Below are 24268 nucleotides of genomic sequence, written 5' to 3'. Positions count from 1 at the left end.
CATCCCGACCGAGAGAAGTGGAAACGAATTCCTTGTCTGACGCAAAGCCCGATGAAGCCGGCGTGCCCGCCGATCTCGATGCCCTCCTCGAGGCGATCGACGAGGCGGCCGACCCCGAAGCGGATGCTGTGGTCGACGACGCGCTGAACATCGACAGCTTCGACGAGGCGGCCGCCGTTCTCGACGTGCTCGAAGACCCCGACGCCGCGGAGGCCGACCAGCCGATCGACGGCGCGACCGAGGCCGTCGAGTCGTCGATCGACGACGAGGCCGAGGCGGGCGACGAGCCTGAGGTCGACCCGTACGACGCCTTCCGCGCCGAGCTCCGCACCCTGCCGGGCAAGTGGTACGTCATCCACTCCTACGCCGGCTTCGAGAAGCGCGTGAAGTCGAACATCGAGAGCCGCAAGACCTCGATGGGCATGGAGGACTTCGTCTTCCAGGTCGAGGTTCCGATGGAAGACGTCGTCGAGATCAAGAACGGTCAGCGCAAGCTGGTCACCCGCGTGCGCATCCCCGGCTACGTGCTGGTGCGCATGTTCCTCAACGAGGACAGCTGGTCGGTCGTGCGCCACACCCCCGGTGTCACCGGCTTCGTGGGCAACTCGCACAACCCCACCCCGCTCCGCTTCGAAGAGGCCTTCAACATGCTGAAGAGCCTGGTCGAGGTTCAGGATGCTCCTGCCGCGAAGTCGTCGGCCGCCAAGGGCGGCAAGGCTGCTGCCCGCACCGTGCAGGCCGAGGTCGACTTCGAGATCGGCGAGACCATCACCATCAAGGAGGGCTCGTTCGCCGGGCTCCCCGGTTCGATCAGCGAGATCAAGCCCGAGAGCGGCAAGCTCACCGTGCTCGTCTCCCTGTTCGAGCGCGAGACCCCGGTCGAGCTCAGCTTCGACCAGGTCACGAAGCTGTAGGCGTCACCGCTTTCATCAGCTAAGATATTTCGGTTGCCCTCGCGGGCATCCGTCACACCACTTCGGGGAGAAGCCCCGTGGTGGGAGCGCCGCACGACCGTGCGGTTCGAGAGAGAAGAGAAGATATGGCACCGAAGAAGAAGGTCACAGGTCTGATCAAGCTTCAGATCAACGCCGGCGCCGCCAACCCCGCACCGCCCATCGGTCCGGCGCTGGGTCAGCACGGCGTGAACATCATGGAGTTCTGCAAGGCCTACAACGCCGCGACCGAGTCGCAGCGCGGCAACGTCATCCCGGTCGAGATCACGGTCTACGAAGACCGCTCGTTCACCTTCATCCTGAAGACCCCGCCGGCGGCGGAGCTCATCAAGAAGGCGGCCGGAGTCGCCAAGGGCTCCTCCACCCCGCACACCGTCAAGGTCGCCAAGCTCACCCGTGAGCAGGTGCGCCAGATCGCCGAGCAGAAGCAGGCCGACCTGAACGCCAACGACGTCGAAGCAGCAGAGAAGATCATCGCCGGTACCGCCCGTTCCATGGGCATCACGGTCGAGGCATAAGGAGGAGGCTGACATGGCACAGAAGTCGAAGGCCTACCGCGCCGCGGCCGAGAAGATCGAAGCCGGCAAGTACTACACGCCCACCGAGGCCGTCTCGCTCGCTCGCGAGACCGGCTCGTCGAAGTTCGACAGCACCGTCGAGGTCGCGCTGAAGCTCGGGGTCGACCCGCGCAAGGCCGACCAGATGGTTCGTGGAACCGTCATCCTGCCCCACGGCACCGGCAAGACCGCGCGCGTCATCGTGTTCGCGACCGGCCCGGCGGCCGAGGCCGCCATCGCGGCGGGTGCCGACGAGGTCGGTGGCGACGAGCTCATCGAGAAGGTTGCCGGTGGCTACACCGCGTTCGACTCGGCGGTCTCCACCCCCGAGCTCATGGGCAAGGTCGGTCGTCTCGGAAAGGTGCTCGGCCCCCGCGGCCTCATGCCCAACCCGAAGACGGGTACCGTTACCCCCGATGTGGCCAAGGCCGTGAACGACATCAAGGGCGGCAAGATCGAGTTCCGCGTCGACAAGCACGCCAACGTGCACTTCGTCGTGGGCAAGGCCGGCTTCTCGGAGGAGCAGCTGAACGACAACATCAAGGCTGCTCTCGAAGAGGTCGTGCGCCTCAAGCCGAGCGCCTCGAAGGGTCGTTACATCCAGAAGGGCGCCGTCTCGACCACCTTCGGTCCCGGCATCCCCCTCGATGTGAACGCGATCTAGTTCGTTCCACCGGTTTCACCAAGAAGGGCTCGCCTCGCGGCGGGCCCTTCTTGCTGTGTGGACGCGCGAGCGTGAGTAGTGATTGCTCATAACGCCGCGGTACTGACGGGCGGGACGATGGCGGGGATCCGTATCCCCGACCGAAAGTGACGTTCGTCATGTTCCCCGTTACCCGTACCGCTACGGGCGCCGCCGGTGCCGCCGGCGCTGTCATCGTGCTGGCTCTCCTCGCCGGTGCTGCGCCGGCCTCCGCCGAGCCGCTCATCACCACCCTCCCCGTGTGCCCTCAGGCCCGGGCCAACGTCGGCATCGATCTGGTGTCGTCGCCGGCGTTCTCCCAACCCGATCGCTTCGCCGACGCCTCCATCTCGGCCGGAGCGCTCCCTCCTGGCGTGGTGCTCACCGGCGACTCGGTCGCGGGTGAGCCGTGGACCTTCAGCGGCACGCCGACGACGGCGGGCACCTACTCCTTCACCGTGAAGGGTGCCTACGTCGACTCGGCACCGCTCACCATCGACTGCACCATGGTGGTTGGCGCGTTGCCCGAGCCGGTGCGCATCGCCGGAACCGATCGCTACGACCAGGCGGCGCGGGTCTCCGCGTCGATCTTCTCCGAGGCCGAGACCGTCTACCTGGCCAGCGGTGAGAAGTTCGCCGATGCGCTGAGCGCGAGCTCGGTCGCCGGTATCCACGGTGCGCCGCTGCTCCTCACGCAGTCCGGGACGCTCCCGGCCAGCACCGCGACGGAGCTGGGCCGACTGAAGCCGAAGAACGTCGTCGTGGTGGGCGGTCCGCTCACGATCGCGGATGCGGTGCTCACCGCCGTCGAAGGCTCGACGTTCCATCCCACTGTCACGCGCATCAGCGGGGTGGATCGCTACGACAGCTCGCGCCTCCTGATCGGCGATGGTACTTTCGGCCGCCCGTCGAGCCCGCTGGCGTACCTCGCTGACGGTCGCAACTTCCCCGACGCGCTGGCAGCCTCTCCGGCCGCTGTCACGCAGAACGCGGCGGTGCTGCTGGTCGACGGCTCGCGGACAGCGCTCTCGCAAGACGACAGGGCGGCGCTCGACGGCGCCGGGGTGGCGCAGGTGACGATCGCCGGCGGTCCGAACTCAGTGAGCACCGGGGTCGAGAGCTCGCTCTCCCCGACCTACAACGGCACCCGGGTGAGCGGTGCGAACCGCTACGAGGGCGCTGTCGCGGTGAACGGCGTGTTCACGGAGGCGCGCGTGGCGTTCCTGGCGAGCGGAGAGCTGTACCCCGACGCGCTGAGTGCCGGGCCGGCCGCCGGTCACACCGGTAACCCGATCTACCTCGTGCAGAAGGGCTGCGTGCCGACGAGCGTGCTCGACGACATCGCGCGCATCGGAGCGAAGGAGATCGTCATCCTCGGTGGAGTCAACACCGTGAGCGCGGAGGTGGCGGCGCTGAAGCCCTGCTGAGCCATTCTTCCTCGCGAAGCGCGTCGGCCCGTCGGGTCGGCGCGCTTTCGCGTCTGCGGGAGGTGACTCCTGCACAGGCAGAAAACTGTCCACAGGATGCGATTACTCACGAGGAGGTGCTGGTGGACGAGCGCACAGTAGGGCCCGCGGTCACATCGCCCGCGATTCCTCGACAGAAAGAGAACACTCCGTGGCTCACTCCAACCCTCCCCGCCGGGCGCATCGGGGCGCCGCCGTCGCCCTCGGCATCGCGGCAGTTCTGGCGCTCCCGATGTTCCTGCCCGTCGCCGCGCACGCGGCCGGCGCGGAGCCACTCTGCCCCCAGCAGCAGGCTCTGCGCGGCGTGGCCCTCGATCCGACGCCCGCCCTGTCGGAGTCCGACCCGCACGCTAGCGCATCGATCGCCGCCGGAGCGTTGCCGCCCGGTGTCGTGCTCGCGCCGAACGGGCCCGGTTCGTTCGCCTTCTCCGGCGTTCCCTCGAGCGAAGGCGAGTACAGCTTCACCGTGAAGGTGACGCTCACCGACTCCGCGCCTCGCTCCGCGGAATGCTCGGTCTCGGTGACGGCCGCGCCCACGATCAGCCGCATTCAGGGCAGCGACCGCTATGACCAGGCGGCCCGGGTCTCGAAAGCGTCGTTCTCGTCGTCGGAGCTGATCTATCTCGCGAACGGTGAGAAGTTCCCCGACGCGCTGAGCGCGGGTTCGGTCGCTGGAGTGCACGGCGCTCCGTTGCTGCTCACTCAGGCAGGAGGCGTGCCGTCTCAGACGAAGGCCGAGATCGCGCGACTGCACCCCAAAGACATCGTGGTGGTGGGCGGGCCGCTGTCGGTCGCGCAGAGCGTGCTCGACGGGCTGGCCCGCGACTTCCCAGGCACGACCGTCACCCGTATCGCGGGCGCGGATCGGTATTCGGGGTCGCGGGCGCTCATCACCCACCCGACCTTCGGTGTTCCGCGTTCGCCGTGGCTCTACCTGGCGACGGGGTCGTCGTTCCCCGACGCGTTGGCCGCGTCGCCGGCGGCGATCACGATGAACGCACCGGTGCTGCTGGTCGACGGTGCCAAGTCGACGCTGAGCGCGGAAGAGTACGGGGTGCTCGCCGCCCTCACGGTCACCGGTATCCGCATCGCCGGGGGCACGTCGTCGGTCTCGACCTCGATTGAGTCGACGCTGTGGGGTGGCCCGTGGACGGTCGAGCGGCTGAGCGGAAGCGACCGCTATGCGGGTTCCGTAGCGCTCAACCAGGTGTTCACCTCGGCCCCCACGGTGTTCCTGGCGAGCGGCGCGAGCTTCCCCGACGCGCTGAGCGGTGGTCCCGCCGCCGGTCACGCGAGCTCGCCGATCTACCTCGTGCAGCCCGACTGCGTGCCGGCTTCCGTGCTCCGTGACATCGCACGGGTGAAGGCGAAGAAGGTGGTCGTGCTGGGCGGCCTCGGCACCCTCGGCAAGGGTGTCGACGCGCTGCGCAGCTGCTGATCGACGGCAGGGGCGGGTGCGCTGCCCGCCCCTGCCCGCCCATCGGTCGACACCCCGCGTGCTGGCGGTCGACGGCCGGGGCCTGACGATAGGTTGACAGCATGGTCACACGGGTACGGCGAGCGAGGCCGGAGGATGCGCGGATCGTCTCCGCGGTCGCCGCGGAGACCTTCGAGCTCGCCTGCCCGCCCGGCACCGCTCGCGAAGCGATCGAAGCGTTCGTGTCGACCCACCTCGCGGAGGAGCGGTTCGCCGCGCACCTCCACGACGCGGAGCGAGTCGTCCTGCTCGCCGACGTCGACGGGGAGATCGCGGGATACACCATGCTCGTCGCGGGCGAACCGGCCGACCCCGACGTCGCCGCGGCGGTGACGGGCAGCCCCACGGTCGAGCTCAGTAAGTGCTACGTGCGCGACTCGTTCCACGGCCACGGTGTCGCCACCTCGCTGATGGCCGCGTCGCTCGAGGCGGCGGCTCAGCTGGGCGGGGCGAGCGTCTGGCTGGGCGTCAACCAGCGCAACGAGCGGGCCATCCGCTTCTACGAGAAGAGCGGCTTCGTGCGAGTGGGCACGAAGAAGTTCTTCGTGGGTGACGAACTCCACGACGACTTCGTGCTCGAGCAGCACCTCGACGGGGCGTCCCGACCCCCTAGGTGATGCGCATCACGGTGGGGGAGAGGTCGTCGCCGCGACTCTGATTCCCTCCGATGAAAGCGAGCCCTCATGCACGATCTGTTCGACCTCTTGCGCGGCCGGAGAGCCGGGCCGCAGAGGCTTGTCGCCATGGTGGCCTCCGCGGTCATGGTCCTCACGGGCCTGGGTCTCGTGTCGACGCCGCAAAGCTCGGCGGCGCAGGTCCCGCCGACGACGCACGCGAGGGCGCAACGCTCGGCGGCGCAGGGCTCGGCGGCGAATCTGCTTCGGGCGACGGTGGAGCGCATCGCCGGTGCTGACCGCTACGAGCAGTCGGCGCTGGTCTCCGCTCGCGCCTTCCCGGGCGCCGAGCTCGTCTACCTGGCGTCGGGGGAGAAGTTCGCCGACGCTCTGGGCGCCTCGTCGATCGCAGCGATCCATCGGGCGCCGCTGCTGCTCGTGCAGTCGAACCGGGTGCCCCCGAGCGTCGCCGCCGAACTCGCGCGATTATCGCCGGCGAGCGTCGTGCTGGTGGGCGGGACGGCCTCGGTCGACGACGACGTGCTGGTCGAGGTCTCCCGTGCCGCGGTGGGCGCTACCGTCTCCCGCATCGACGGAGCCGACCGGTATGAGGTGTCGCGTCGACTGCTCACCGACGACCTGGCGGGCGTGCCCGACGCGATGCGCTTGACGCTCGCCTCCGGGCGCGACTTCCCCGACGCCCTCTCCTCAGCCTCCGCCGCGGCGCGACAGCGGGCTCCGGTCGTTCTCGTCGACGGTCTGGCCCCGCTCTCACCCCCGGAACGCGCACTCGTTGACGACCCCCGGCTCACCTCCCTCACCATTGCGGGCGGCACCGCCTCGGTGAGTGCCACGGTCGAAGCTGCGCTCCACTCGCCCGGCCGCACGGTGACCAGGCTGGCGGGCGACGACCGCTACGAGACCTCCGTCGCAGTCAACCGCGCGGCCTACCCTGCCGCGCGCACGGTGTTCCTGGCCAGCGGATCGGGTTTCGCCGACGCCCTCAGCGGTGGACCACTCGCGGCCGCCTCCGCCGCGCCCCTCTACGTCGTCCGCCCCGACTGCGTACCCCGCACCGTCCTCGACGAACTCACGCGGCTGTCACCCTCCACGATCATCCTCCTCGGCGGCACCGTCACTCTCACTCCCGCCGTCGCCTCACTCACACCCTGCCCCTGACCCCGTGCACACCCAAAAAACCGCGCCCCGCGCCGGCCCACCGCCGCAGCCGCAGATCGGTGGAGGCACGCCCCACGTCAGCCCACCCCCGCAGCCGCGGGTCCGCAGCCGCGGGTCGGTGGACGGATGCCCCCACGTCGGCCCAGCCACGCTGCCGCGGATCGGTGGAGGCGCGTCCCACGTCTGCCGCGGGTGGGCTGGTGACATCGTGTCGGCCCGTGAAGGGTCGCGCCACTCCCGTCACGCCGGTGAGGTCCGCCGCGGAAGTGCTCCGAGGGCAGCGGACGCAACGGCAGCGGACGCCATCCGACAGCAGCAGACGCTATCCGACAGCAGCGGACGCCATCCGAGGGCAGCGAACTTCACATGGCAGCGGACGCGATCCGACTACAGCGTGCCCGGAACTGCAGCGGGCTCAGAACGGCAGCGCACCCACCTGCAGCACGAGCTTGCCGCGGGTGTGGCCGGACTCGATGGCGCGGTGGGCGTCGGCGGCGCGGTCGAGGGGGAACACCTCGTCGACGTGCACCCGCACGTCGCCCGAATCGATCAGCCGACCGATCACCGCCAGCGCCGACGCGTCGGGCGACACCTTGTACGAAGTCGCCCGCACCCCGGCCGCCGCCGCCTCCTCGGCGAACCCGGGCCAGCTCCCGCTCGGCACGTTCACGATCAACCCGCCGGGTCGCAGCACGCCGAGCGACCGCGAGCCGGTTTCGGCCACGACGTTGCCCACGAGGTCGATCACCACGTCGACGTCACCCACCTGGTCTTCGAACCGGCCGGCGGCGTAGTCGATCACCGTCGACGCTCCGAGCTCCCGGAGCCACGCCTGGTTGCGCGAGCTCCCGGTCGCGGTCACGCGCGCCCCGAAGTACGCCGCGAGCTGCACGGCGAAATGGCCGACACCTCCCGCACCGGCGTGGATGAGCATCCGCTGCCCTTCGTGCGCCTTGGCCACGTCGACCACCACGCCCCACGCGGTGAGTGCCGCCGACGGCACGGCCGCAGCCTCGATCAACGACAGCGCCGCCGGCTTCCGCGCCACCTGCAGGCTCGGCACGGAGACGAACTCGGCGTACGACCCGGTGCCGCGCGGCGTCGACGTGACCCCGAACACCTCGTCGCCCGGCCGCAGCGGATGCCCCTCGAACGGCGTCTCGACCACCACGCCCGAGAAGTCGTAGCCCAGAACGCACGGGAACGACGACACCGCCGCCGCCACCCCCGCACCGCCACGGGTCTTCGCATCGATCGGGTTGACCCCCGCCGCCGCCACCTTCACGAGCACCTCGGAGTTGACCCGCACGGGCATCGGCACCTCGGCCACGCTGAACACGGAGGCCTCGCCGAAGCCGTCGATCACCGCGGCGCTCATCGTGCTGCCGCGAGTCAGGGTCGAACTCGTCGTGCCCGTCGATCCACTCCACTGCTCGGTCATGCTGTGCCTTCCGTCGCTCTCGATCACGCAAGAAGAGGGCTCGGGCTACCCGCGGCTCTGCGCAGCCTTCTCGGCTGTGTTCCACGCTAGGTGCCGAATGATTCACCGGTGTTACCAACACGTCACTGGGGTGCAAACAAGCGCCGCGCGTCGTAACATTCAGTGACCTCGCGCCCGGAGACCGAGAGAGAGCGGATGCGCAGACCCACCCTCGTCCCCGTTCCCGACCTCCTCGCCGCGGCGCTCCTGGCGCTCGCCGCGGCCACGGCCGCCACCGGGCTCGCCCTCATCTGGGTGGCCCGCCTGGGTGCCGACCGCTTCCTCTACGTGAGCGAGATGGGCGCGCCCGAGGAGCCGACCGCCGGCATCTTCCAGGTCGCCATGGTGCTGGTGTCGCTCTCAGCCCTCGTCGTCGCGCTCATCGCGCCGCGCCTCGACCCCAAGGTGCGCTGGCTCGCCGTCGTGCCGTCGAGCATCGTGCTCGGCGTGGCCGCCGTGTGCTTCGGCATCGCCTCGCAGGTCACCTGCACGCGGTACTGCCCGCTGCCCGTCGGCGACCGCTTCACCTGGCAGGACCTCATCCACACCGGCTGCGCGGTCATCGGATTCGCCGCCGCCGCGTTCGTAATGCTGCAGGCAGCGGTCGATCGGCGCCTGGCGCGTCTGGCGCGGTTCTCACTCGTGGCAGCGATCGTGGTGGCGGTGATCGCCGGGCTCGGCGGGCTGCTCTCATTGCTGCGCTTCGCGACCGAGCTCGGCGGTGTGCTCGAGCTCGTCGCCACGACCGTCGCCCTCAGCTGGCTGGTAGGCCTCGCCGCCTTCCAGGCGGTCGATCGCGCCGCCGCAGCCCGTGGCTCCGCACCCCCGGCCCGCGAGCCAGACCTCGAACCCCACCGCGACACAGCCACCGAGTCGGCGGCAGCCTGACCGCGTTACGGCCGCCGCGTTGGCGGTAGCTTGGCCGCGTTGGCAGCTTGGCCGCGTTACGGCCGCCGCGTCTGCGGCAGCCTGACCGCGACGGCCACCGAGTCGGCGGCAGCTCCACCGCGGCGCAGCCGCAGCCGCAGCAGTCGCAGTCGCAGCCGCAGCCGCAGTCACAACGGGGTCAGCGGGCGCGACGCTCGCCGCGTTCGCCGCGCATCCAGGCGAGCAGTTCGTCGGCGCGCCGCACCAGCAGCTCGATCTCCGACTCGTCGCGCTCGACCCACTGGCAGCGCGGCTCGGCCGCGACGGGCACGAAGTCGCGGTGCTGCTCCCACACCACGAGGGTGCGCTCCGCCCCGAGCACGTACTGCTGCCACCACACCTGACGCAGATACCCACGAGGGATGCGCGACCACGGCTTCGAGGTCGTCTTGATCTCGGCGAGCAGCAGCGTGCCGTCGGCGTCGCAGCGCAGCCCGTCGGGGGTCGCGAGGTGCCGGCGTTCCCGTGCGGCGTGGAACAGCGCGACGCTCGGCTCGATGCCGTGCTCGCGCAGCACCCAGGCCGCGATCTCGGGCTCGCGGTCGCGGCCGTGCTGCGTGAAGACGTTGCCGGTGAAGCCGGTGCCGTGGAACTTCTCCCACGCCACGGTGCGCACGGCCGCGTCGCTCGAGAGGCGCGCGGCGTCTGTCGCGGTGACCCCTCGGCTGCGGGCGCGGAGCCACGCGACCCGGTCGCTCGACTCGGCGACGACCCGGGTGAGGTGCGGTGGGGGCGGGGGCGCGACGTCGAGCTCGTCTTCCCAGGGGAAGGAGAGCATGAGGTCGGTCACCGATCCATTCTCACCCGTCCCGCCGACACCCTCGTCACCCACGCCGCGCATCCGGCACGGACCCCGCGCCGCGCATCCGCCAGCCCACCGGCCCACGCCGCGCATCTGGCGCCGACCCGCCCCGCGCATCCGCCAGCCCACCGGACCACGCCGCGCATCCGGTGCCGACCCCGCCCCGCGCACCCGCTCCAGCACCCGCGCATCCCCCGATTCTCAGACGCATCTGTGTCGCCTCATAGACTCCTCATAGCCGACTGCCAATACTGGGAGTTGTGACTCTCGACGGCTCTCTCCTCTCCGGCTCCGGCAACTCCTCCCAGGCGGCCAAGCAGCCCCGGCTGCGCCGCGCCGACGGCTCGCCGGTGCGGGCGCTCGTCGTCGACGACGAGAACACGCTCACAGACCTGCTCTCGATGGCCCTCCGCTACGAGGGCTGGGAGGTGAAGACCGCGAGCGAGGGGCGTCAGGCGCTCACCATCGCCCGCGAGTTCCGCCCCGACGTCATCGTGCTCGACGTCATGCTGCCCGACATCGACGGCCTTCAGGTGCTCAACCGTGTGCGCGGCGACGGGCAGGAGACCCCCGTGCTCTTCCTCACCGCGAAAGACGCGCTCGACGACCGCATCGCCGGGCTCACCGCCGGGGGCGACGACTACGTCACCAAGCCGTTCAGCCTCGAGGAGCTGGTGGCCCGCCTGCGCGGCCTCATCCGTCGTTCCACCCTCGTCGTGGCCGACGCCGACGACCCGATCGTCACGGTCGGCGACCTCGAGCTGAACGAAGACAGCCACGAGGTCTTCCGCGACGGCGAGCCGATCGAGCTCACCGCCACCGAGTTCGAGCTGCTGCGCTACCTCATGCGCAACCCGCGGCGCGTGCTGAGCAAGGCGCAGATCCTCGACCGGGTGTGGAGCTACGACTTCGGCGGCAAGTCGAGCGTCGTCGAGATCTACATCTCCTACCTGCGCAAGAAGGTCGACGCCGGCCGCACCCCGATGATCCACACGGTGCGCGGTGCCGGGTACATGCTGAAGCCGGCGCTGTGACACTGCGCCGCACGCTCATCCTGAGTGTGCTGGGTCTCATCGCCCTCGCCGGCGTCATCATCGGCGTGGTGAGCACGGTCGCCCTCAACGGCTTCCTGGTGAACCGCCTCGACGACCAGCTGCGCGAGGCCTCGAACCGCACCCTCGGGGCTCTCACCGGCGCCCAGGGCCCGGGCCCCCAGGGTGGGCTCACCCTCGGTCAGTCGGCGGGCACCATGGTGGCGCTCGTCACGGGCGGACAGGCGACGCAGGGCTTCGTGCTCGACGAGAGCGGGGAGGCGCTCGCGCTCACCACCGCCGAGCTGTCGGCCCTCGACGGGCTGACGGCCTCCCGCCAGCCGACCACGGTGACCATCGACGACTTGGGCGGCTACCGCATCGAGTCGCAGGTCATCACGAGCGACGGCGCGATCATCGTCACGGGCCTGCCGCTCTCCGACGTCACGAGCACGCTCTCGCAGCAGATCGTCACCATCGTCGCCGTCACGGTGGGGGCCATGATCATCGCCGGGGTCGCCGGTCTCCTCATCATCAGGCTGGCGCTCCGCCCGCTCGACCGCGTCACCGCGACGGCCACCCGGGTCGCCGAGCTGCCGCTCGACCGCGGCGACGTGGCGCTCGCCGAACGGGTGCCGAACCCCGACCCCCGCTCGGAGGTGGGGCGGGTGGGTCTTGCCTTCAACCGGATGCTCGAACACGTCGCAGAGGCCCTCACCTCCCGGCAGCGCAGCGAGAACAAGGTGCGGCAGTTCGTCGCCGATGCGAGCCACGAGCTGCGCACCCCGCTCGCCTCGATCCGCGGCTACGCCGAGCTGACCCGTCGCACCGCTCCCGAACTGCCGGGGGAGGTGTCGCACTCGCTCGGCCGCATCGAGTCGGAGGCCACGCGCATGACCACCCTGGTCGAAGACCTGCTGCTGCTGGCGCGGCTCGACGCGAAGCCCGAGCTGGCCCTCGACGAGGTCGACCTCTCGCTCGTGCTGGTCGACGTGGTGAGCGACGCGCACGTCGCGGGGCCCGACCACCACTGGGAGCTCGACCTGCCCGAGGAACCCGTCTCGGTCTCGGGCGACGCCCTGCGGCTGCACCAGGTGTTCGCGAACCTGCTCGCGAACGCGCGGGTGCACACCCCCGCCGGAACGACCGTGCGCGTCGGCGTCGCCGCGACCTCCGACCCCGACGGGCGGGAGCTCGCGGTGGTGACGGTGGCCGACGACGGCCCCGGCATCGAGGAGGCGCTGCTGCCCACGCTCTTCGAGCGCTTTGTGCGCGGCGACTCGTCACGCTCCCGTCACGCCGGCAGCACGGGTCTCGGGCTCGCCATCGTGAAGGCGGTGGTCGACGCCCACGGCGGCGAGGTGGCCGTCACCAGCAGGCCGGGGGAGACGGTGTTCGCCGTCGCGCTTCCCCTCATCGCGACGAGGTGAGTGCGTTCGTCGTCACGTGACGAAGAACGATCTGTCAACCCCCTTGGGTGAGAATCCGCTGACCCCTGAACGGGGGTACGGTCGCCAGCATGAACATCCTGCTCATCATCATCGCCGTGATCGCCATCGTCCTGCTGTTCACGGGCGGATTCGTGTCGTCCCTGAACTTCCTGCTCTGGGTCGGCCTCATCCTCCTGGTGTTCGCTGTCATCGTCTTCCTCGTGCGGATGATCAGCGGCAACCGCAGGGTCTAGCCGCTTCGAACCCGCAACGACGACCCGCGCATCCGCGATTTGCACCGGATGCGCGGGTCGTCTATTCTTGTCGAGGCCAAAGACCGCCGGTCGTCTGTGCACACGCTCAGACCTAAAGTTCGCGACAGCGAAGACCTGCGCAGGTGTACGAAGCAAGAATCACAGCATCCGTGCTGTTCTCCGAGCTCCGGCCTCCTGTGCCGGAGCTTTTTCCGTTCTCCCGAACGGCGAGCGCTCAGGTAGTCGTCCCGGCCGACACTATCGATTACTAGGAGCGCCATGGCGAACAAGGAAGCCTCGGTTGCCGAGCTCACGGAACTCTTCCAGAGCTCGACCGCCGTTCTGCTGACCGAGTACCGCGGTCTCTCGGTCGCGCAGCTCAAGCAGCTGCGCGGAAGCATCCGTGAGCACGCGTCATACGCCGTGGTGAAGAACACGCTGACCAAGATCGCGGCGAACAACGCCGGCATCTCGTCGTTCGACGACGAACTCGCCGGTCCTTCCGCTATCGCCTTCGTCCACGGTGACCCCGTGGCCGTCGCCAAGTCGCTGCGTGACTTCGCCAAGGCAAACCCTCTTCTCATCGTGAAGGGCGGTTACTTCGACGGTAACCCCCTGAGCGCCGAAGAGGTCACCAAGCTCGCCGACCTCGAATCCCGTGAAGTGCTGCTGGCGAAGCTCGCCGGTGCCTTCAAGGCCTCGCTGTTCGGTGCCGCCTATCTCTTCAACGCACCGCTGTCGAAGGCCGTTCGCACGGTCGAAGCGCTGCGCGAGAAGCAGGAGTCCGCTTCCTGAGCTCACGCTCGGGTCAGCGGTTGAAGTAACTACCACAACAAGGAGAACATCATGGCAAAGCTTTCCACCGAGGAACTGCTTGAGGCTTTCAAGGAGCTCACGCTCATCGAGCTGAGCGAGTTCGTCAAGGCGTTCGAGGAGACCTTCGAGGTCACCGCCGCCGCTCCCGTCGCCGTTGCCGGCCCCGCCGCTGCCGGCGGTGGCGCTGCTGCTGAAGAGGTTGAGGAGAAGGACTCCTTCGACGTCATCCTCGAGGCTGCCGGCGAGAAGAAGATCCAGGTCATCAAGGAGGTGCGCGCGCTCACCAGCCTCGGCCTCGGTGAGGCGAAGGCACTCGTCGACGGCGCTCCCAAGGCCGTCCTCGAGGGCGCCAACAAGGAGACCGCCGAGAAGGCCAAGGCTCAGCTCGAAGAGGCCGGCGCGACCGTCACCCTCAAGTAGTCTCAGCCCTACTCATCGGATGCCCCGAACCTCGCGGTTCGGGGCATCCGTGCGTTAACGGCGACCCGGCGCTGGAGCGCCGAGGGGTCAAGCGCGGGGGCGGGGTGGGGCGGTGGAGGAGCGCATGACGAGGCGTACGGGGAGGACGGTATGGTTCACCGGGGGTGCCCAGCCGGGCTGCTCGAGCTGGCGGATGACCCAGTCGACGGCCTGCTCGCCCTGGAGGTCGGGGCGCTGCTCGATCGAGGTGAGGCCGAACAGCTCGGCCAGGGGGTGGTTGTCGATGCCGATCACCGAGAGGTCGTCGGGCACCGAGATGCCGAGCTCGCGGGCGGCGAGGATGACCCCGATCGCCACCTCGTCGGCGGCGGCGAAGATGGCGGTGGGCCGGCGCCTCGGGTCGCCGAGGATCTGCTTGCCCACGCGGTAGCCCCCGGGGATGTCGAACGGGGTGGCGGCGTACGACGACTCGTCGTAGCGGATGCCCGCACCGGTGAGCGCCTCCATGTAGCCCTTGAGGCGCTTGGAGTGCACATGGAAGTCCATCTGCTCGTCGACGTCGCCGCCGACGTGCATGATGTCGCGATGGCCGAGCAGCAGCAGGTGCTCGGTCGCTAGGCGCGCCGCCTCGACGTCGTCGATGCTGAGGGTCGGGATGCCCTCCAGCGGACCGCCGATGCCCGCGATGGGCTTGCCGAGCGCGAGCATCCGCTGCGTCTCCTCGGGGGTGATCTCGAGCGTCACCGCGATCACCGCGTCGACGCGTTTGCGCACGAGGAAGTACTCGAACACCCTGGTGCGTTCTTCGGCTGTCTTCGTGACGTTGTAGAGCATGAGGTCGTAGCCGCGGTCGAGCAGGGCGCGCTCGACGCCCTCCAGGATGCTCGCGAAGAACCACTGGCTGATCATCGGGATGATGACGCCCACGTTGTTGGTGCGCCCGGTGACGAGACTCGAGGCGCTGGAGGAGACGACGTAGCCGAGACTCGACGCCGCGGCCTCCACGCGCAGACGCGTGTCGGCCGACACGTAGCCGCGACCGCTCAGGGCACGCGAGACCGTCGCCTTCGACACCCCGGCGAGACTCGCCACGTCTTCGATGCCTGACACGTTCGACCTCCTCGTCTGGAAACGCTTCCAGAATCATAGAGCCTGATGAGGCGATTGTGGAACGGCAGTTGCAGATCGTGCCAGGGTCACGCTATCGTGAGAGCGCTCTCTGCAACCAAAACGTTATGTTCCGGATCACCCGTGATTCGGGTTGTGATTTGCCGAGAGTTATGGAAAGGTTTCCCTACACACGCCCACCGAAGGCACCACTACGGGGGGCGTCCCACACTCAATGAGGAGGAGAAATGCGGTCACTTCTGCACCGCCGCGTCACAGCACCCATCGCGATCGCGACGGGACTCGGGCTCGCACTCGTGGGCTGCTCCGGCGGCGCCGGCGGCGGCGCCGGGGGCAACAGCGCGGGTGAAGCCGACGGCGTGGTCACCGTCTACGGCACCATCGCCGACACCGAAGCGGAGCTTCTCGAGCAGTCCTGGGCGGACTGGGAGAAAGAGAACAACATCGACATCCAGTACGAGTCGTCGAAGGAGTTCGAGAGCCAGATCGGCATCCGCGCCCAGGGTGGCAACCCGCCCGACCTCGCGATCTTCCCGCAGCCGGGTCTGCTCGCCGACCTCGCCTCGCGCGGTTTCATCCAGAAGGCACCCGAGGGTGTCGAGAAGAACGTCGACGAGTACTGGTCGGAAGACTGGAAGGCCTACGGGACGGTCGACGACACCTTCTACGGCGCGCCGCTCATGGCGAGCGTCAAGGGCTTCGTCTGGTACTCCCCGAAGCAGTTTGCCGACAACGGCTGGGAGGTGCCCGGCACCTACCAGGAGATGCTCGACCTCACCGCGAAGATGCAGCAGACCCTCGGCACGCAGCCCTGGTGCGCCGGCTTCGGCTCGGGCGACGCCACGGGCTGGCCGGGCACCGACTGGGTCGAAGACCTGGTGCTGCGCCAGTCGGGCCCCGAGGTCTACGACGAGTGGGTGAAGAACGAAGTTCCGTTCACCGACCCGCAGATCGCCGACGCGTTCAGCGCGGTGGGCGACATCCTGCTCGACCCGAACTACGTCAACGCCGGCTACGGCGACGTGAAGTCGATCAACACCACCGAGTTCGGTGACGTGGCGACCGGCATGGCGCAGGGCACCTGCTCGCTCACCCACCAGGCCTCCTTCTTCGACGGCTTCCTCGTCGACGCCGGAGCCACCGTCGGCCCCGACGCCGACATCTGGGCCTTCGTCACCCCGCCGGTGACCGAGGGCGACACCGCCGTCACCGGTGGTGGCGAGATCGTCGGCGCGTTCTCGAACGACGCCGACACCGTCAAGGTGCAGGAGTACCTCTCGAGCCCCGAGTGGGCGAACAGCCGCGTCGCACTGGGTGGTGTCATCTCCGCGAACAAGGGTCTCGACCCGGCCAACGCGCAGAGCCCCATCCTGCAGCAGGCCATCGAGATCCTGCAGGACCCGAACACCACGTTCCGGTTCGACGCCAGTGACCTCATGCCCGGTGCCGTCGGCGCCGGAACCTTCTGGAAGGGCATGGTCGACTGGATCAACGGCACCCCGCAAGAAGAGGTGCTGACGCAGATCGAGGCCGGCTGGCCCACCGAGTAAGCGGTCCCTCCGCACGAGGCCGCCCGGCGAGAACCGGGCGGCCTCGTCGCACCCCGGGTGTACGGTGTCAGAACGACACGGTATGTCGGGCCTGTAGTGAGTTCAGAGTCGCACTCGAAAGGTTGTCATGTCAGAGTTCCTGCTCTGGGTCGGGGGGCTGCCACCGCTCGCCCAGATCCCCATCGTCGTTCTCGCCTTCGCGGCGGTCGTCGCGCTCATCCTGTTCTTCATCGAGATCGCACCGCGCACCGGGCGGAAGTACACGATCATCCGCCTCGCGGTCTGCATCGTCGCCCCGTTCCTCGCGCTGGTGCTGATCGGTTCGGTCTGGTGGGCGGCGCTCATCGCCGCAGCCCTCGGCCTTCTGTTCTTCTGGCTCGACAAGCGCTCGAAGCAGGGCGCGGGCTACCTGTTCCAGCTGTTCGGCTTCCTCGCCCCGGCGATCATCCTGCTGCTCGTCGGTCTCATCTACCCGACCGTGAAGACGGCGATCGACTCGCTGTTCTCCAGCCGCGGCAACTTCGTCGGTCTCGACAACTTCGTCTGGGTGCTCACCAGCCCCGCGAACCTGAGGGTCATCCTCAACACCATCATCTGGGTGCTCGTCGTACCGGCCGCCTCCACCATCTTCGGTCTGGCCTACGCGGTCTTCATCGACAAGAGCCGCGGTGAGAAGTTCTTCAAGATCCTCGTGTTCATGCCGATGGCGATCTCCTTCGTGGGTGCGTCGATCATCTGGCGCTTCGTCTACACCTACCGCCCCGAAGACCAGAACCAGATCGGTCTGCTCAACCAGGTCGTGGTGTGGCTCGGCGGCGACCCGCAGCAGTGGCTCGCGAACTCGCCCTGGAACACCTTCTTCCTCATCATCGTGCTCATCTGGATCCAGACCGGCTTCGCGATGGTCGTGCTCTCCGCGGCCATCAAGGGCGTGCCCACCGAGCAGCTCGAGGCGGCGGAGCTCGACGGAACCAACGCCTGGCAGAGGTTCATCAACGTCACGGTGCCGGGCATCCGCTCGTCGCTCATCGTCGTCATCACGACGATCTCGATCGCCTCGCTCAAGGTGTTCGACATCGTGCGCACCATGACCGCGGGCGCGAACGAGACCAGCGTTCTGGCGAACGAGATGTACACGCAGTTCAAGAACTTCGAGTATGGCCGGTCGGCGGCCTTCGCCGTCATCCTGTTCATCCTGGTGATGCCGATCGTCATCTACAACGCCAGGCAGATCAAGAAGCAGAGGGAGATCCGATGAGCGCCGTGCAGCCGATCGACCTGCCGGTCGATCCCGAGACCCGCAAGCAGATCCGCGGTGGCGAGAAGGCCATCGAACGTCAGGAGGGCACGGCGCGCCGCACCAAGCGGCGGCTCACCAGCCGCTGGGCGACCGCCGCCGCGCTCGTCATCGCGGTGCTCTGGACCATCCCCACCTTCGGTCTGTTCATCTCGTCGTTCCGCGAGCGCAACGACATCCAGACCACGGGCTGGTGGACGATCTTCGAGAACTGGGGCTTCACGATCGACAACTACGCGGAGGTGCTCCAGTCGGGCAACTCCTCGGTGACGATCGCCTCCTCGTTCGTGAACTCGATCGCCATCACCATCCCGGCGACGCTCATCCCGCTCGTGATCGCCTCGCTCGCGGCCTACGCCTTCGCCTGGATCGACTTCAAGGGCAAGGACTGGCTGTTCATCGGCGTCTTCGCGCTGCAGATCGTGCCCATCCAGATGGCCCTGGTGCCGCTGCTGTCGCTGTTTTCCCGCGGTGTCGCCGTCGGTGACGACTGGATCTTCTCCGGCATTCCGTCGAACGGAACCTTCTCGCAGGTGTGGATCGCGCACACGATCTTCGCCCTTCCGCTGGCGATCTTCCTGCTCCACAACTTCGTGTCGGAGATCCCGCGCGAGGTCATCGAGGCGGCGCGCGTCGACGGCGCGGGCCACGGGCAGATCTTCTTCCGCATCATCCTGCCGCTCACCATGCCGGCGCTGGCGTCGTTCGCGATCTTCCAGTTCCTCTGGGTGTGGAACGACCTGCTGGTCGCCCTCATCTTCGCCGACGGTGCGGTGGCGCCGATCACGAAGCTGCTGGCCGAGATCACGGGGTCGCGCGGTCAGGACTGGTACCTGCTCACCGCCGGCGCGTTCGTCGCGATCGTGGTGCCGCTCATCGTGTTCTTCGCGCTGCAGCGGTTCTTCGTGCGCGGGCTGCTCGCGGGCTCGACCAAGGGGTAGCGCGTATCACGCGTTCAGAAACGCACACGTCGCAGCATCCGGCTCCTTGTGGGGCTCGGATGCTGCGACGTTTGCGTTTTCGAACGGCCCGGCCGTGCGGTGCGGTCCGCGATTCCGCCGTGGGAGGAACCCGACGGCGGGGTCGGTGGCGCGGCGTAGGGTGAGCCCATGAGTGGCATGGGTGGTGGGCGGATGAGCGCGGTCGCCGCCGCGGGCGGGGCCGGCAGGCCACGGGGCGGCCCGGGCGGCGGCGGGCGGGTGTCGTCGAGCGACGCCAGGGCGCAGCGCGCCGCGAACGCCGAGGCGCCGAAGGTGCCGCACCTGCTGCGCCGCATCTCCGAGCTCTTCACCCCGTACAAGGGCGAGCTCATCGTCACCGGTGTGCTCGTGCTCATCGGCGCCGCGCTCACCGTGCTCCCGCCCCTGCTCACCGAACAGGCATTCGACCTCGGGCTGTTCCCGGCCTCGGGCACCCCGAACATCCCCGTGCTGTTCGAACTCGTGGGCCTCATGGTGCTCATCTGGGTGCTCGGCGCCGCACTCGGCGTGTGGCAGACCTACCTCACCGCGAAGGTCGGCAACCGGGTGATGGGCGATCTGCGCATCCGTCTGTTCTCGCACCTGCAGCGCATGGAGCTCGCGTTCTTCACGCGCACGAAGACGGGCATCATCCAGTCGCGCCTGCAGAACGACGTGGGCGGGGTGGCGAACGTGCTCACCAACACGGTGTCGAGCGTGCTCGGCAACACCGTCACGGTGATCGCGGCGCTCGTGGCGATGCTGCTGCTCAGCTGGCAGCTCACGCTCGTGGCCGTGGTGCTCATGCCGCTGCTCGTCTCGGTGCAGCGGCGGGTGGGGCAGGTGCGGGCGCGCATCGCCTCCGAGACCCAGGAGTCGCTGAGCGACATGACCGCCATCACGCAGGAGACGCTCAGCGTCTCGGGCATCCTGCTGGCGAAGAGCTTCAACCGCCAGGGCGCCGAGGTGGCGCGCTACAGCGACGAGAACGACAACCAGATCGGCCTGCAGGTGCGGCAGCAGATGAGCGGGCAGTGGTTCTTCGCCATCGTGCAGATCGTGCTCTCGATCGTCCCCGCTGTGGTCTACCTCGCGGCCGGGTACCTCATCGCCGGGGGCGTCGACATCACGGCGGGCACCATCGTGGCGTTCTCCACCGTGCAGGCTCGGCTCATGTGGCCCCTGCTCGGGCTCATGCGGGTCGGCCTCGACCTGCAGACCTCGGGGGCGCTGTTCGCCCGCATCTTCGAGTACCTCGACCTGAAGCCCGCCATCGTCGATGCTCCGGATGCGGTGTCGTTGCCGAGGTCGCGCTCCGCCGGCCGGGTCGAGTTCGCGCACGTGGGCTTCGTCTACCCCGACGGCGAACCCGAGCATCCCACCCTCGACGACGTGTCGTTCGTGGTGGAGCCCGGCCAGTTCGCGGCCTTCGTGGGGCCGTCGGGAGCGGGGAAGACGACGGTGTCGTACCTCGTGCCGCGCCTCTACGAGGCGACGAGCGGCGCGGTGCTGGTCGACGGGCACGACGTGCGTGACCTGCGGCACGAGTCGCTGGTCGACCGGCTCGGCATCGTGTCGCAGGAGACGTACCTCTTCCACGCCACGATCGCCGAGAACCTGCGCTACGCCAAGCCCGACGCCACCCAGGCCGAGCTCGAAGACGCGGCGCGGCGGGCGAACATCCACGAGCGGGTGATGAGCTTCCCGCTCGGCTACGACACGGTGGTGGGGGAGCGCGGGTACCGCCTCTCGGGCGGCGAGAAGCAGCGCATCGCCATCGCCCGCGTGCTGCTCAAAGACCCGGCGGTGCTCATCCTCGACGAGGCCACGAGCGCCCTCGACTCGATCTCGGAGCGCGTCGTGCAAGACGCCCTCGACACGGCCGCGCGCGGGCGCACCACCATCGCCATCGCGCACCGGCTCTCGACGGTGGTGGGGGCCGACGTCATCTTCGTCGTCGATCGCGGCCGCATCGTGGAGTCGGGCACCCACTCCGAGCTGCTCGCGCGCGGGGGAGCCTACGCGAGCCTCTACGAGCAGCAGCTCTCGAGCGCCTGAGCCGGCTCGGGGGTAGCTTGGGCGCATGATCGGAAAACTCGACGCCATCGCTCTGGACTGCCCCGACGCCCGTGCCCTCGCGGGGTTCTACGCCGAGATTCTCGGGCTTTCGATCGCGGAGGACTCCGAGGACGAGTGGGTCGAGCTCACCGGCCCGGGCTCGGCCGACGGCGACCGCCCCGTGCTCGCCTTCCAGAAGGTCGACGACTACCGGGCGCCCGAGTGGCCCGGGCAGCTCGTGCCGCAGCAGCTGCACCTCGACATCCGGGTCGACAGTCTCGACGAGGGTGAGAGGGCGGTGCTGGCGCTCGGTGCCACGGCGACGGGCGAGCAGTACGCCACCTGGCGGGTCTACCTCGACCCGGTCGGGCACCCGTTCTGCCTGGTGTCGTCGAACGGCTGAGGCATCGGCTGCAGCCTGACGCGTCGGATGCGGGCTGACGCCGCCGCCGTCGGCGCACGCCCAGCCCGCTGGGCTACACTGGAGGGGTGTTCGTGATTCCCACCTGTTGTCGTCGCTGAGCGACGACCCTCCCTGACAGACCGGATCGTCACCCGCCCCCAGCCGCCGCTCTCGCTGCGTGCCGCATCCGTTCCCCGGATGCGATCGGTGCGAGACACATCCAAGGACACCTCACATGAAGTACGCCAACAGCGTCATCGACCTCGTCGGCAACACGCCCCTGGTCAAGCTCAACTCGGTCACCGAGGGCATCGCCGCCACGGTGCTCGTGAAGGTCGAGTACCTCAACCCGGGCGGCTCGTCGAAAGACCGCATCGCCACCCGCATCATCGACGCCGCCGAGCGCGAGGGGCTGCTGAAGCCGGGAGGCACCATCGTCGAGCCCACCTCGGGCAACACCGGTGTCGGCCTGGCGCTGGTGGCGCAGCAGCGCGGCTACCGCTGTGTGTTCGTGCTCCCCGACAAGGTGGGTGAGGACAAGCGCAACGTGCTCACCGCCTACGGCGCCGAGATCGTCGTGACCCCCACCGCCGTCGCGCCCGAAGACCCCGACTCCTACTACTCGGTCTCCGACCGCCTGGTGCGCGAGATCCCCGGTGCCTTCAAGCCGAACCAGTACGCCAACCAGAACGGGCCGCTCAGCCACTACGAGACCACCGGCCCCGAGATCTGGCGCGACACCGAGGGCCAGGTGACGCACTTCGTGGCCGGCGTCGGCACCGGAGGCACCATCAGCGGCACCGGCCGCTACCTCAAAGAGGTCTCCGACGGCAGCGTCACCATCATCGGCGCCGACCCCGAGGGCTCCGTCTACTCGGGTGGCACCGGCCGCCCCTACCTCGTCGAGGGCGTCGGCGAAGACTTCTGGCCCACCGCGTACGACGGCTCGGTGGTCGACGAGATCATCGCCGCCAGCGACGCCGAGTCGTTCGAGATGACCCGTCGCCTCGCCCGTGAAGAGGGTCTGCTGGTGGGCGGCTCGAGCGGTCTCGCGGTGGTCGCCGCGCTCAAGGCCGCTCGCGATCTCCCCGCCGACGCCGTCGTCGTGGTGCTCCTGCCCGACGGGGGCCGCGGCTACCTCGGCAAGATCTTCAACGAGAAATGGATGCGCAGCTACGGTTTCGCCGACGAGAGCGACGGCTCGACCGTCCGCGACCTGCTCGCCGGCAAGGGCGACGGTCTCCCGGCGCTGGTGCACACGCATCCGAGTGACACCGTTCACGACGCCATCGAGATCATGAGTATCTACGGGGTGTCGCAGATGCCCGTGCTCTCGGCCGAGCCGCCCGTGGTGATGGGCGAGGTCGTCGGCTCGCTCGACGAGCAGACCCTGCTCGACAAGGTGTTCACCGGCGAGGCCGCCATGACCGACAAGGTCGGCGACTTCGTGGGCTCCGCGCTGCCGCTCATCGGCATCAACGAGTCGGTCGCCTCGGCACGTCAGGCGCTCGCCGCGACGCCCGCGCTGCTCGTCTCCGACGACGGCAAGCCCGTCACCGTCATCACCCGTCAAGACCTCCTCACCTTCCTCAGCGAAGCCTGACCTGCGAAAGGCAGAACCTCATGGCCATCCAGCAGACCGAGAACTTCGAGACCCGAGCCATCCACGCCGGTCAGCAGTTCGACCCCACCACGGGCGCGATCATCCCGCCCGTCTACCTCACCTCCACCTTCGTGCAAGACGGCATCGGCGGCTTCCGCGGCGGCTACGAGTACGCCCGCGGCGGCAACCCCACCCGCACCTCGCTCGAGACCCTCCTCGCCTCGCTCGAGGGCGCCAAGCACGGCCTCTCCTTCGCCTCGGGCCTCGCCGCCGAAGACGCGCTGCTGCGCGCCGTGCTCGAGCCGGGCGACCGCATCGTGCTCGGCAACGACGCCTACGGCGGAACCCACCGGCTGATCGACCGCATCCACGGCAAGTGGGGGGTCGAGAACGTCGTCGTCGAGATGAGCGACCTCTCCGCCGTCTCGAAGGCGGTGGCTGCCGGCCCCACGAAGATGCTGTGGCTCGAGACCCCCTCGAACCCGCTCATGAAGATCAGCGACATCGCCGAGCTCGCCGAGATCGGGCACGCCGCGGGTGCCATCGTCGTGGTCGACAACACCTTCGCCTCGCCCTACCTGCAGCAGCCGCTCGCGCTCGGCGCCGACGTCGTGGTGCACTCCACCACGAAGTACCTCGGCGGGCACTCCGACGTGCTGGGCGGAGCCGTCGTGCTGAACGACGATGCGCTCGAGGAGAAGGTGCGCTTCCTGCAGTTCGCATCGGGCGGTGTGTCCGGGCCGATGGATGCGTGGCTCACCACCCGGGGCATCAAGACCCTTGCGGTGCGCATGGACCGCCACTCGGCCAACGCCCAGGCCATCGCCGAGCACCTCGTGGGCCACCCCGCCCTCGACGCCGTCTACTACCCGGGCCTGCCCACGCACCCGGGGCACGAGCTCGCGAAGCGGCAGATGCGCTCCTTCGGCGGCATGATCTCGCTCGCGCTCAAGGCCGGGCCGAAGGCCGCGCGCAAGTTCGCGGAGTCGACCAAGGTGTTCCAGCTCGCGGAGTCGCTCGGCGGCGTGGAATCGCTCATCGGCTACCCGTCCGAGATGACCCACGCGTCGGTGAAGGGCACGCCGCTCGAGGTTCCCGAGAACGTCATCCGGCTCTCGGTGGGCATCGAGTCGATCGACGACCTGCTGGCCGACCTCGACCGGGCGCTGCCCCGGCGGTAGG

The 24268-nt window shown here is 68.9% G+C and carries 23 protein-coding genes; 20 read left to right on the top strand and 3 right to left on the bottom strand.

The features are described from left to right. Window positions 1-17 precede the first annotated feature (17 nt). The 7 genes from nusG (at window position 18) to HL652_RS14375 (ending at window position 6928) form a co-directional block, all read left to right on the top strand. The gene (gene nusG / locus HL652_RS14405) at window positions 18-914 is read left to right on the top strand and encodes a transcription termination/antitermination protein NusG (RefSeq protein ID WP_371743511.1); all 897 of its coding nucleotides are present in this window, start codon (window positions 18-20) and stop codon (window positions 912-914) included. A gap of 125 nt (window positions 915-1039) precedes the next feature. Beyond that, on the top strand, window positions 1040-1471 hold the full coding sequence (gene rplK, locus HL652_RS14400; RefSeq protein ID WP_171705948.1) for a 50S ribosomal protein L11: 432 nt from the start codon (window positions 1040-1042) through the stop codon (window positions 1469-1471). 13 nt (window positions 1472-1484) lie between these two features. Further along, entirely contained in the window at window positions 1485-2174 is a 690-nt protein-coding gene (gene rplA, locus HL652_RS14395) for a 50S ribosomal protein L1 (protein WP_171705947.1), read from the top strand. Between the two features lie 158 nt (window positions 2175-2332). Then, window positions 2333-3619 carry a cell wall-binding repeat-containing protein gene (locus HL652_RS14390; RefSeq protein WP_171705946.1) on the top strand — a complete coding sequence of 429 codons (1287 nt, stop codon included), beginning with the start codon at window positions 2333-2335 and terminating at the stop codon, window positions 3617-3619. A 190-nt stretch (window positions 3620-3809) separates the two neighbouring features. Next, a complete protein-coding gene (locus HL652_RS14385) occupies window positions 3810-5096 on the top strand; it encodes a cell wall-binding repeat-containing protein (RefSeq protein ID WP_171705945.1) in 1287 nt (428 codons plus the stop codon). A gap of 101 nt (window positions 5097-5197) precedes the next feature. Continuing rightward, window positions 5198-5752: a GNAT family N-acetyltransferase gene (locus tag HL652_RS14380; protein WP_171705944.1), complete on the top strand. Its 555-nt coding sequence runs from the start codon at window positions 5198-5200 to the stop codon at window positions 5750-5752. Between the two features lie 126 nt (window positions 5753-5878). Beyond that, entirely contained in the window at window positions 5879-6928 is a 1050-nt protein-coding gene (locus HL652_RS14375; protein WP_171705943.1) for a cell wall-binding repeat-containing protein, read from the top strand. A 415-nt stretch (window positions 6929-7343) separates the two neighbouring features. Here HL652_RS14375 and HL652_RS14370 read toward each other — a convergent pair whose 3' ends face one another. Continuing rightward, entirely contained in the window at window positions 7344-8369 is a 1026-nt protein-coding gene (locus HL652_RS14370) for an NADP-dependent oxidoreductase (protein ID WP_171705942.1), read from the bottom strand. A gap of 195 nt (window positions 8370-8564) precedes the next feature. Between HL652_RS14370 and HL652_RS14365 the strand changes: the two genes are divergently transcribed. Continuing rightward, window positions 8565-9296 (top strand): hypothetical protein, encoded by a 732-nt coding sequence (locus tag HL652_RS14365; RefSeq protein WP_171705941.1) that lies wholly within the window; start codon window positions 8565-8567, stop codon window positions 9294-9296. 178 nt (window positions 9297-9474) lie between these two features. On the opposite strand, the gene HL652_RS14360 is transcribed toward HL652_RS14365, so the two are convergent. Next, window positions 9475-10113 carry a YqaJ viral recombinase family protein gene (locus HL652_RS14360; RefSeq protein WP_171707371.1) on the bottom strand — a complete coding sequence of 213 codons (639 nt, stop codon included), beginning with the start codon at window positions 10111-10113 and terminating at the stop codon, window positions 9475-9477. A gap of 284 nt (window positions 10114-10397) precedes the next feature. On the opposite strand from HL652_RS14360, the gene HL652_RS14355 reads away from it, so the two are divergent. From HL652_RS14355 to rplL, 5 genes are all read left to right on the top strand, one after another. Continuing rightward, window positions 10398-11171 carry a response regulator transcription factor gene (locus HL652_RS14355; RefSeq protein WP_305848737.1) on the top strand — a complete coding sequence of 258 codons (774 nt, stop codon included), beginning with the start codon at window positions 10398-10400 and terminating at the stop codon, window positions 11169-11171. Then, entirely contained in the window at window positions 11168-12598 is a 1431-nt protein-coding gene (locus HL652_RS14350) for a sensor histidine kinase (protein ID WP_216603901.1), read from the top strand. The genes HL652_RS14355 and HL652_RS14350 overlap by 4 nt, the downstream gene beginning before the upstream one ends. 89 nt (window positions 12599-12687) lie before the next feature. Then, entirely contained in the window at window positions 12688-12852 is a 165-nt protein-coding gene (locus tag HL652_RS14345) for a hypothetical protein (protein ID WP_171705940.1), read from the top strand. A gap of 279 nt (window positions 12853-13131) precedes the next feature. After that, window positions 13132-13647, top strand: a complete 516-nt coding sequence (gene rplJ, locus HL652_RS14340; protein WP_171705939.1) for a 50S ribosomal protein L10 — start codon at window positions 13132-13134, stop codon at window positions 13645-13647. A 51-nt stretch (window positions 13648-13698) separates the two neighbouring features. Next, complete coding sequence (gene rplL / locus HL652_RS14335) at window positions 13699-14088, top strand: 50S ribosomal protein L7/L12 (protein ID WP_171705938.1); 390 nt, start codon at window positions 13699-13701, stop codon at window positions 14086-14088. Between the two features lie 87 nt (window positions 14089-14175). Here the strand turns inward: rplL and HL652_RS14330 are convergent, their stop codons facing one another. Continuing rightward, window positions 14176-15198, bottom strand: a complete 1023-nt coding sequence (locus tag HL652_RS14330; RefSeq protein ID WP_171705937.1) for a LacI family DNA-binding transcriptional regulator — start codon at window positions 15196-15198, stop codon at window positions 14176-14178. Between the two features lie 245 nt (window positions 15199-15443). On the opposite strand from HL652_RS14330, the gene HL652_RS14325 reads away from it, so the two are divergent. The 7 genes from HL652_RS14325 to HL652_RS14295 all read left to right on the top strand — a co-directional run bounded on the left by HL652_RS14325 (window position 15444) and on the right by HL652_RS14295 (window position 24267). Next, entirely contained in the window at window positions 15444-16766 is a 1323-nt protein-coding gene (locus tag HL652_RS14325; RefSeq protein ID WP_171705936.1) for an ABC transporter substrate-binding protein, read from the top strand. Between the two features lie 127 nt (window positions 16767-16893). Next, window positions 16894-18024: a carbohydrate ABC transporter permease gene (locus tag HL652_RS14320; protein ID WP_171705935.1), complete on the top strand. Its 1131-nt coding sequence runs from the start codon at window positions 16894-16896 to the stop codon at window positions 18022-18024. After that, window positions 18021-19004, top strand: a complete 984-nt coding sequence (locus tag HL652_RS14315; RefSeq protein WP_171705934.1) for a carbohydrate ABC transporter permease — start codon at window positions 18021-18023, stop codon at window positions 19002-19004. The genes HL652_RS14320 and HL652_RS14315 overlap by 4 nt, the downstream gene beginning before the upstream one ends. 192 nt (window positions 19005-19196) lie before the next feature. Next, window positions 19197-21080: an ABC transporter ATP-binding protein gene (locus tag HL652_RS14310; protein ID WP_171707368.1), complete on the top strand. Its 1884-nt coding sequence runs from the start codon at window positions 19197-19199 to the stop codon at window positions 21078-21080. Between the two features lie 25 nt (window positions 21081-21105). Further along, window positions 21106-21483: a VOC family protein gene (locus tag HL652_RS14305; protein ID WP_171705933.1), complete on the top strand. Its 378-nt coding sequence runs from the start codon at window positions 21106-21108 to the stop codon at window positions 21481-21483. A gap of 235 nt (window positions 21484-21718) precedes the next feature. After that, entirely contained in the window at window positions 21719-23086 is a 1368-nt protein-coding gene (locus HL652_RS14300) for a cystathionine beta-synthase (protein ID WP_171705932.1), read from the top strand. Window positions 23087-23106: 20 nt separating this feature from the next. Further along, window positions 23107-24267, top strand: coding sequence for a cystathionine gamma-synthase (locus HL652_RS14295; RefSeq protein ID WP_171705931.1), 1161 nt, complete (start codon window positions 23107-23109; stop codon window positions 24265-24267). Window position 24268: the final 1 nt, after the last annotated feature.

The sequence above is a fragment of the Herbiconiux sp. SALV-R1 genome, from assembly GCF_013113715.1.
Taxonomy (GTDB): domain Bacteria; phylum Actinomycetota; class Actinomycetes; order Actinomycetales; family Microbacteriaceae; genus Herbiconiux.
Note: the sequence above shows the minus strand (reverse complement) of the source record. Positions and strands in the feature narration are given on the sequence as shown.

Coding starts and splice junctions, on each gene's coding strand:
- rplK (WP_171705948.1), top strand. CDS start 1,040: ATGGCACCGAAGAAGAAGGTCACAGGTCTGATCAAGCTTCAGATCAAC.
- rplA (WP_171705947.1), top strand. CDS start 1,485: ATGGCACAGAAGTCGAAGGCCTACCGCGCCGCGGCCGAGAAGATCGAA.
- HL652_RS14390 (WP_171705946.1), top strand. CDS start 2,333: ATGTTCCCCGTTACCCGTACCGCTACGGGCGCCGCCGGTGCCGCCGGC.
- HL652_RS14380 (WP_171705944.1), top strand. CDS start 5,198: ATGGTCACACGGGTACGGCGAGCGAGGCCGGAGGATGCGCGGATCGTC.
- HL652_RS14375 (WP_171705943.1), top strand. CDS start 5,879: ATGGTGGCCTCCGCGGTCATGGTCCTCACGGGCCTGGGTCTCGTGTCG.
- HL652_RS14370 (WP_171705942.1), bottom strand. CDS start 8,369: ATGACCGAGCAGTGGAGTGGATCGACGGGCACGACGAGTTCGACCCTG.
- HL652_RS14365 (WP_171705941.1), top strand. CDS start 8,565: ATGCGCAGACCCACCCTCGTCCCCGTTCCCGACCTCCTCGCCGCGGCG.
- HL652_RS14360 (WP_171707371.1), bottom strand. CDS start 10,113: ATGCTCTCCTTCCCCTGGGAAGACGAGCTCGACGTCGCGCCCCCGCCC.
- HL652_RS14345 (WP_171705940.1), top strand. CDS start 12,688: ATGAACATCCTGCTCATCATCATCGCCGTGATCGCCATCGTCCTGCTG.
- rplJ (WP_171705939.1), top strand. CDS start 13,132: ATGGCGAACAAGGAAGCCTCGGTTGCCGAGCTCACGGAACTCTTCCAG.
- rplL (WP_171705938.1), top strand. CDS start 13,699: ATGGCAAAGCTTTCCACCGAGGAACTGCTTGAGGCTTTCAAGGAGCTC.
- HL652_RS14325 (WP_171705936.1), top strand. CDS start 15,444: ATGCGGTCACTTCTGCACCGCCGCGTCACAGCACCCATCGCGATCGCG.
- HL652_RS14320 (WP_171705935.1), top strand. CDS start 16,894: ATGTCAGAGTTCCTGCTCTGGGTCGGGGGGCTGCCACCGCTCGCCCAG.
- HL652_RS14315 (WP_171705934.1), top strand. CDS start 18,021: ATGAGCGCCGTGCAGCCGATCGACCTGCCGGTCGATCCCGAGACCCGC.
- HL652_RS14310 (WP_171707368.1), top strand. CDS start 19,197: ATGAGCGCGGTCGCCGCCGCGGGCGGGGCCGGCAGGCCACGGGGCGGC.
- HL652_RS14305 (WP_171705933.1), top strand. CDS start 21,106: ATGATCGGAAAACTCGACGCCATCGCTCTGGACTGCCCCGACGCCCGT.
- HL652_RS14300 (WP_171705932.1), top strand. CDS start 21,719: ATGAAGTACGCCAACAGCGTCATCGACCTCGTCGGCAACACGCCCCTG.
- HL652_RS14295 (WP_171705931.1), top strand. CDS start 23,107: ATGGCCATCCAGCAGACCGAGAACTTCGAGACCCGAGCCATCCACGCC.